Annotated in this window: 6 protein-coding genes; all 6 read left to right on the forward strand. The window is 70.5% G+C overall.

Annotation, left to right across the window (positions count from 1 at the left end):
- Window positions 1-608: LysR family substrate-binding domain-containing protein (locus APM_RS11675; RefSeq protein ID WP_007423583.1), on the forward strand; the 608-nt coding region annotated here is incomplete at its 5' end.
- Complete coding sequence (locus tag APM_RS11680) at window positions 605-1,558, forward strand: hypothetical protein (RefSeq protein WP_007423584.1); 954 nt, start codon at window positions 605-607, stop codon at window positions 1,556-1,558. The genes APM_RS11675 and APM_RS11680, both read left to right, overlap by 4 nt.
- The gene (locus APM_RS11685) at window positions 1,555-2,385 is read left to right on the forward strand and encodes an ABC transporter substrate-binding protein (protein ID WP_007423585.1); all 831 of its coding nucleotides are present in this window, start codon (window positions 1,555-1,557) and stop codon (window positions 2,383-2,385) included. The genes APM_RS11680 and APM_RS11685 overlap by 4 nt, the downstream gene beginning before the upstream one ends.
- A gap of 15 nt (window positions 2,386-2,400) precedes the next feature.
- On the forward strand, window positions 2,401-3,129 hold the full coding sequence (locus tag APM_RS11690; protein ID WP_007423586.1) for an amino acid ABC transporter permease: 729 nt from the start codon (window positions 2,401-2,403) through the stop codon (window positions 3,127-3,129).
- Complete coding sequence (locus APM_RS11695; RefSeq protein ID WP_039888436.1) at window positions 3,122-3,868, forward strand: amino acid ABC transporter ATP-binding protein; 747 nt, start codon at window positions 3,122-3,124, stop codon at window positions 3,866-3,868. Before APM_RS11690 ends, APM_RS11695 begins: the two co-directional genes overlap by 8 nt.
- Before the next feature lie 23 nt (window positions 3,869-3,891).
- A partial coding sequence (locus APM_RS11700) for a lyase family protein (RefSeq protein WP_007423588.1) occupies window positions 3,892-5,187 on the forward strand: 1,296 nt, incomplete at its 3' end.

Genomic DNA, 5,187 nt, shown 5'->3' on the forward strand with positions numbered 1-5,187 from the left:
CCGCCGCCTTCCACCCTCTCTTCGCCGCCCTGATCCGCGCGATCGACACCACCAGACCGGAAATCGCGCTCCGCATCGACCAGGTCTCCGGCACGATCCAGGTCCAGCACCTCGCCGCAACCCGCCTCGATCTCGGGATTGTCCGCTCGCCGCTGCCGACCCTCGACCCCGCCCTCGCGACCCTCACCCTCGCGCGCGAACGCATGATGATCGCTGTCGCCGAAACCAGCACCCGCCGCGATGCCGGGCCGCTGCCGCTCGCCGCCTTCGCCGAACACCCCTTCATCCAGTACATCGAACAACCGAGCGGCGGCCTCCGCCGCCTCACCGCCGAAGCCTGCGCCGCCGCCGGCTTTGCGCCGCGCACCGTGCAGACCGTGCCGCAAATCGCCACGATGCTCTGCCTTGTCGGCACCGGCATCGGCGTCGCCATGGTGCCGGAAACGATGGCGCGCTTCGTGGTGCCGGGCGTTGCCTACCGGCCGCTGCGCGAACGCGTCGTCACCGACCTCATCCTCATCTACCGCCGCAGCGATACCGCGCCCGCCCTGCGCGCCACGCTTCGCCTCGCCCGCCGGCTTGTCGATAAGAGTTCCTTATCGATTTGACCGGAATCGCTGATTGGCCGCGCCGGGCGGTGCGGTATCACGAAGGCATGGAGGAACGTCTCGGCATCGCGGTGAAGCGGGCGATGCTCGCACCGGAGCGGTTCGCGCCCGGCGCGAGCGGTTTCAGCGTACCGGCGGTGTTCCGCGGCGCGGAGGGGGCGGCCGCGCGGCAGGCGCTGATCGTCCTGCACGGCGCGCGGCGGGACTGCATCGAATATGCCGATATCGCGACAGATGCGTTTGGCGACCGGCTCGGCACGCTGGCGCTGGCGGTGCCGCAATTCCCGATCGCAGCGGATCTGGCGGGGGTGGAGGATGCGGCGCGGCTCGCGCGCTGGCCCGACCGGATCTGGATCGAGGGCGGGGCGGCGGTGGCGCCGGCCGGGCTCGATGCGTTTTCGGTCCTCGATGCGCTGATCGGGCATTTTTCCGACCGCACGACGTATCCGCTGGTGAGCGAGATCGTGATCGCGGGGCATTCGGCCGGCGGCCAGCTCGCGCACCGGCATGCGGTGCTCTCGCCGCTCGGCGACGCGGTGCGCTACGTCGTCGCCAACCCGGCCTCGTATGTCTGGTTCGGGCCGGCGGCGGGGCCGTGGAAATACGGGCTCGCGGGGCGGCCTGCCTATGGCGGGGCGCTCGACGATGCGGCGATCGAGGCGCGCTATGCCCGGCGCGACGTGGTCTATCTGCTCGGGCGGCGCGACTGCGACCCGGAACACCGGATGCTCGACCGCACGCCGCCGGCGCTGGCGCAGGGGCCGCACCGGCTGGCGCGCGGGCGCAACTATATCGCTCATCTCGCGGCGCGGCAGGGTGCGGCCCTGCGGCACCGGCTTATCGAGATCGAGGGCGTGGGGCACGACCCTGGCGCCCTGTTCGCCGCGGCGGCGGCGCGCGACGCCGTGCTCGGCGCGGCGCGGAACAATCAGGAGGAGGAAACCAGATGACCACACGCAGAAACGCACTGGGTCTCGCGGCCATGGTGGCCGGGCTCGCGGCGGGGATGGCAGTGCCGGCCCTCGCCGCCGCGCCGCCGCCGACGATCACGAGGGGGGTGCTCACCGTCGCCTACCGGACCGACGACAAGCCGGTCTCCTTCATCGCCGACGGCAAGCCGACGGGCTTTCTGGTGGAGTTCGAGGAGGCGATCGCGGCGAAGCTCGGGCTGAAGGTGAGGTTCGTCGCGACGAGTTTCGCCAGCATGCTGCCGGGCGTGCGGAACCACATCTACGACACGGCGGCTTTCGCGACGCTGGTGACGCCGGCGCGGCAGAAGGCGGTCGCCTTCACCACGCCGATCGGCTACGGCCAGGCGCGGCTGGTGAGCCGGAGCGGGGCGGCGATCGGGACAGTGGACGGCGCGTCCGGCAAGACGGTGGCGATCACCCAGGGCAGCGCGCTGATCCCGCTGCTGCGCCACATCGCGCCGGGGGTGAAGGTGCGGGAGTTCCCGAACATCGCCGCCAGCCTGAATGCGCTGATCGCGGGCCAGGTGAACGGACTCTTCACCGGGCTCGCGACGGCGAACGCGCTGGTGAAGAAGCATCCCGGTCTCGTCGCGTCGCAGACCGTGACCACGGGCGTTGCCGAATATCCCGTGGCGAAGGGCAATCCGAAGCTGCTCGAGGCGATGGACAGGGCGATCGGCGAACTGATGGAGGATGGCACCTACACGAAGCTGTTCGTGAAGTGGAATCCGCCGGCGGTGCGCATTCCGGATCAGCTCTACAAGGATTATCCGGGCATGCCGCACCAGCCGCCGGCGAAGGCCTGAGCGCGGGGCGCGCCGATGTTCCGGGGGCTGGCGCGGATTCAGCAGACGTTCTTCGACGCGCACATGATCGCGCATGTGATGCCGACGCTGCTGCGCGTCGGCCTGCCGAACACGATCCTGCTCGCCTTGCTGGCCTCGCTGATCGGGATGGTGGTGGGGCTGGCGATCGCGACCGGACTGCTCGCGCGGCCGGCCGTGGTGCGGCTCGCCTGCCGCGTCTATGTCGATATCCTGCGGGGGCTGCCGCACATCCTGACGATCTACCTGATCGGCCAGGGGCTGCCGATCGCGGGGCTCAGCCTGTTCGGCAACGATACCTATGCCTACGCCGCGCTTTCGATCGGGCTGATCGAGGGGGCCTACATGGCGGAGATCTTCCGTGCCGGGCTGCAGAGCGTCGAGCGCGGGCAGATCGAGGCGGCGCGCACGCTGGGCATGACCAGGTGGCAGACGATGCGCGACATCATCCTGCCGCAGGGCATCCGCCGGGTGCTGCCGCCGCTGACCGGGCAGTTCATCCTGGTGATCAAGGGCACGGCGCTGGTGTTCCTGCTGGGGCTGACCTCGTCGCAGCGGGAGATCTTCTCGATCGCGCAGGATTCGGCGATCAACAACGCCAATCTCTCGCCGCTCACCGCGGCCGGGATCCTGTATCTCGCGCTGACGGTGCCGATGACCTACGCGGTGAATGCGTGGGAGCGGCGGCTGCGCGGCGAGCGGCAGGGAGGGCGCGCCGATGTCTGACGCGGCGAACGGGGTGGCCGTGCGGTTCGAGCAGGTGACCAAGCGTTATGGCGCGACCGAGGTGTTGAGCGAGATCTCGCTCGATGTCCGCCGCGGGAGCACAACCTGCATCATCGGGCCGTCGGGGTCGGGCAAGTCGACGCTGCTGCGCTGCACGAACCTGCTGGCGCGGCCGGACGAGGGGCGCGTGCTGATCGACGGCGTGGACATCACCGGGCCGGGCACGGATGTCGACGCGATGCGGGCACGGGTCGGCATGGTGTTCCAGCATTTCCACCTGTTCAGCCATCTCGACGTGATGGACAACGTGACGCTGGCGCTGCGCCGGGTGCGGCGGATGGCGCGGGAAGAGGCCGAGGCGCGGGCGGTCGCGCAGCTCCGCGCGGTCGGGCTCGAGGGGCTGGAGCGGCGGCGGCCGGCGGAGCTTTCGGGCGGGCAGCAGCAGCGGGTCGCCATCGCGCGGGCGCTGGCGATGGAGCCGGCGGTGATGCTGTTCGACGAGGCGACCTCCGCACTCGATCCCGAGCTGGTCAAGGGCATTCTCAACGTGATGCGCGATCTCGCGCTGTCGGGAATGACGATGCTGGTGGTGACCCACGAGATGCGCTTCGCCCGCGAGGTGGCCGGTGAGGTGGTCTTCATGGATCGCGGCCGGATCGTCGAGACGGGCGCGCCGGACCGCCTGTTCGACCATCCCGGGACCGCGCGGCTGCAACAGTTTCTCGACCAGGTTCTCTGATCCCCGCCCACAGGAATATGCCCATGACCGAGGACGTCCCCCCACCCGCGCCGGCCGAGATCGCGGCGCTGTTCAGCCGCCAGTCGGTCTGGCAGTCCTGGCTCGATGTCGAGTCCGCACTCGCCGCGACGCAGGCGGAGCTCGGCATGATCCCGGCGGAGGCGGCGCGCGAGATCGCCGCGCGGGCGCGGCTGGAGACGATCGGCGAGGCGGCGCTGGCGGCGGATATCGCCAAGACGCGCGCGCCGGTGGTCTCGCTGGTGCGGCTGCTCTCGCGCGCTTGCGCGGGCGAGGCCGGCGGCTTCGTTCACTGGGGGGCGACGACGCAGAACGTGGTGCAGACCGGCCGGGTCCTGCTGATGCGCCGGGCGCACGCGGCACTGATGCGCCGGCTCGCCGCGATCCTCGACCGGCTCGCCGGCTTCGCCGAGGCCGAGGCCGGGACGGTGACGGTGGCCCGCACCAATATCCGCCACGCCTTGCCGATCACCTTCGGCTTCAAGGCAGGGGGCTGGATCGAGGAATTTCTCCGCCATGAGGAGCGGTTCCGCGAGGCGGCGCCGCGGGTCTTCCGCGCGCAATGGGGCGGCGCGGTGGGAGCGATGCATGCGGTGGGCGAGGCCGGACCCGAGCTGAACCGCCGGCTGGCGGCGCGGCTCGGGCTCGGCTGGCACGAGATCCCCTCGCGCGCCGGGCTCGACACCTTCGCCGAATACGTCCTGCTCCTCGGGATGTTCGCGGCGACCTGCGGCAAGATCGCACGGGATCTCTACGTGATGATGTCGGACGAGTTCGGTGAGGTCATCGAGGATCTCGGCGAGGAGGTGATTGGCTCGTCGACCATGCCGCACAAGGTGAACTCGAAGATCGCGGTGCATGTGATCGCGCTTTCGGCGCGGGTGCGCGCGCAGGTGCCGCTGGCGCTGGAGGCGATGCAGCCGAGTTTCGAGGGCGATGGCGCGAACAACCAGATGCTCTCGGCGCTGATCGACCAGGCCTGCCCGCTGGCCTACGAACTGGCGGCGCAGATGGATGAACTGCTGGCGGCGATCCGGCTGCGGCCGGCGGCGATCGGGCGCAACCTCGCGATGTCGGGCGCGTTCATGGCCTCCGAGAATGCGATGATGGCGCTGGCGCCGCTGCTCGGCCGAACCGTGGCGCACGATATCGTCCATCATGCGATTGCCGAAGCGGTGGAAACCGGCGGGGATCTTGCGACGCTGATCGCCGCCGCCCCCGATGCGGCCGGGCGCGTCGATGCCGCGATGGTCAGGGACGCGCTCGACCCTTCGTCCTATATCGGCCAGAGCGTCGCGCTG

The sequence above is a fragment of the Acidiphilium sp. PM genome, from assembly GCF_000219295.1.
In the GTDB taxonomy this organism is placed as follows: domain Bacteria; phylum Pseudomonadota; class Alphaproteobacteria; order Acetobacterales; family Acetobacteraceae; genus Acidiphilium; species Acidiphilium multivorum.